Origin of the sequence: Halomonas sp. (assembly GCF_041689495.1) — a bacterium.
In the GTDB taxonomy this organism is placed as follows: domain Bacteria; phylum Pseudomonadota; class Gammaproteobacteria; order Pseudomonadales; family Halomonadaceae; genus Halomonas.
On sequence record NZ_JBDNGD010000540.1, the window covers coordinates 1 to 3,192 of the forward strand.

The window sequence follows — 3,192 nt, forward strand, 5'->3', positions numbered from 1 at the left end:
GCCTGTGAAGCCGAGTTCCGCTGCGATCGCTTCTACCAGGTCTGGCCATTCTGCCGTTGAGTGCGGGGAGTCGGACTCTCCTCCTCACGATGGTTCACGTCAGCCAATGGCGGGCGAAGGCCTCGGCGTCTACAGGCCTGCCGAAGTGATAGCCCTGCGCCTGCCGACAGCCCAGTGCCTTGAGTTCTTGGGCCTGCTCGGCGGTCTCGACTCCCTCGGCGATGGTGTCGAGCTTGAGGCTTCGGGCCATGGCGATGATGGTGGTGACGATGGCATAGTCGTTGTCATCGACCAGCATGTCGCGAATGAAGGAAATGTCGATCTTGATCTTATCGGTGGCAAAGCGCTTGAGGTAGGCCAGGGACGAGTAGCCGGTACCGAAGTCGTCGATCGACAGCCCGAAGCCCGCCACCTTGAGGGCATCGGTCATGGCGATGGCCTGGTCGGGGTCATTCATGAACCCGCTTTCGGTGAGCTCCAGCCCCAGTTGCCCTGGCTGGATCCCATGGCGATGACAGGCATCCCGAAGGATATCGAGAAGGGTCTCGTCATCGAATTGTCGCGAGGCCACATTGATGGCGAGTTGGCCGGGCATCCGTCGGCCGGCCGCTTGCCAGGCGGCAAGCTGACGGCAGGTGGTTTCGATGACCCAGTTGCCCAGGGGAATGATCAGGCCGCGTTCCTCGGCCAGGGGAATGAAATCGGCGGGGCCGATGGCGCCGAAGGTCTCGTCATGCCAGCGGCACAGTACCTCGGCACCGACCAGCTCACCGCTCATCAGGTCGATCTGGGGCTGGAAGTGAAGGGTGAGGCCTTCCTGATCGATGGCCTCGGCCAACCGCCGTGTCATGACCAGGCGAGATGCCAGGGTGGCGCCCATCCGGGCCTCGAAGAGGCGATATCCCCGACCGCTCCGCTTGGCTTCATACATGGCGATATCGGTATGCTTGAGCAGTTCCCGGGCGTTACTGGCATCATCCGGGTAGAAGGCGATCCCGATGCTGACGTCGAGCTCGAAGGACTGCCGGTCGATGGCCAGAGGCTCCTTCAGGGTTGCCAGCAGGCGTTCGGCGGTGGCCGTCGCCGAGGAGATATCGGCATCCTGGAGCATCACCACGAATTCATCACCCCCCAGCCGGGCCAGGTATTCCCGCTCGTGAAGAGCCGACCGGAAGCCTCGGGCGACCTCGTACAACACGCGGTCACCGATATCATGGCCCTGGGTGTCGTTGATGTCCTTGAAGCGGTCGAGGTCGAGTAACAGCAGGGCCAGTCTAGGCGTATCGTGGCGTGACAGCGTCTCCTCGAGCCGGTGCATGAAGTCCGTGCGATTGGGCAGCTCGGTATTGGAGTCTCTAAAGGCCAGGTGCCGGATCCGGGCTTCGTCTTGCTGGCGTTCCAGTTCGGCAGCGACGCCCGCGGCGAAGATCTGCAGCACCCGGCTGACCAGTTCCCCGTCCTCCAATGGCTTCCGGAACATCACCCCGAGCAGGCCGATGGCTTGATCGGCAGCGTTATCCAGGCGTCGACCGGCGTAGGCTCGCACCCAGCTGAGGGCCTCGCGCCCCTCGATGGCCAGTGTCGGAGCGGCACCGTCGTGGACGATGCATTCCTCATCCCAGAGAACGCTTGCGGAGGGGGATCCCGCCAGGGTGTAGCTGAAATTGGGCTGGCGTTTCCCGTCGATGACCAGGGTCAGGGTCCTGGCTCTGGCGGGGTCCGTCTCGTCCGGACGGGCGATGAAGGCCAGATCGGCTTCAAGGGCCGCGGCCATGTGATGGGTGAGCTTGTCGAGGAATTCTTCTCCGGTACGCGCCGAGACGGCCGTGGCAATCTGCATCACGGCCAGCTGCAGGCGCTTCTGTTCCAGGCGACCGCGCAGGGTGGTGATGCCGAAGGCCAGGTCATCGGCCAGGTCGCGGAGCAGCCGGAGCTCTTCATCGCTGACCGGAATGACATTGCCCTGGTAGAGGACGAGCAGGCCGAATACCCGTTCCCCCTGCTTTAGGGGCAGACAGATGACGCCACGAAACCCGCAGTCGATTGCCTGATGCCGCCAGGGGACGAAGCCGGCGTCCGCAAGGATATCCAGGATGACGACCGGCTTACCGCTGCGTATCGCGCTGCCGGCCGGACCCTGGCCACTGGTCTGATGTTCCGACCAGCTGAGCTCGATGTGTTCGAGATACTGCCGAGCGGCGCCGGCAGAGGCCCTGGGCAGGATGCGCCGATCGGCATCCTGTTGAGCGAAGCCGACCCAGGCCATGCGGTAGCCCCCGATCTCCACCGCCATTGTGCAGATGGCGTCGAGCAATGTCTGTTCATCCTCGGCATGGATCAATGTCTCGTTGCATCGACTGAGTAGTGTCAGTGCGCGGTTGGTCCCCAGCAGCTGGGCATGGCTTTGCTGTTCGGCCTCGCGCCTTGCCAGTTCGGCACCGGCTCGGGCGGCGGTGATGCGCAGTATCTCGGCGACCTGGTCCGACATCCTAATGGTGTCTCCATGCATGACCGCGACCAGCCCCAAGGGGCGACCATCGGGGGTATCCATGGGGACGCCGATATAGGCTTCGACAGCGAGCTCCACGAGAATCGGATCATGCGGAAACCGTTGGCAGACCTGCCTGGAGAAATGACAGATCTCCTGCCCGACGATCCGCTCACAGGGAGTCCCCTCCAGGGGGTAGTCGATGTTGTCGAGCAGGTGACCCCGTGACCATAACGCCAGGGTGCTGGCCTGGGTGCCGGTGCTGTCGACCCGTGATACCAGGACGTGATCGACTTCGAGGATATCGCCGAGCGACGCTACCAGGCGGGGAAAGAAATCCGCGTCCACTGCCAACGACAGGCTGTCGGCCAGGCGACGGAAGACGTCATGGGTGGTGGCCTGCTCGGTCAAGGGCTCGGTTCTCTCCGGGGCTCGCGATCATCTTTGCGATGCTAGGGGCATCGGCGTCGGAATGGAATGATCCTGCCAAGCGGTAGTAGAGGCCCTATGGCGCCAGGTGGTCAAGCCTGGCGTCTCGAGGATATCGCGAATAACGACGGGGTGCGGGAGCTGGCCATCTGCCATCTGATGAGAGGGATATTACTCATCGCCCAGCAGGACATCCTGGAGCATCTGCTCGTCGATGATTTCCAGGCGTTGGTGGTCGATGTCGATGGCACCCCTGTCGCGCAGCTTGCCCAGGA

The 3,192-nt window shown here is 63.2% G+C and carries 1 protein-coding gene; it reads right to left on the reverse strand.

The window, feature by feature from the left end; all coding sequences use genetic code 11:
- Positions 1-94 precede the first annotated feature (94 nt).
- Entirely contained in the window at positions 95-2,899 is a 2,805-nt protein-coding gene (locus ACESMD_RS15705) for an EAL domain-containing protein (RefSeq protein WP_372614814.1), read from the reverse strand.
- Positions 2,900-3,192: the final 293 nt, after the last annotated feature.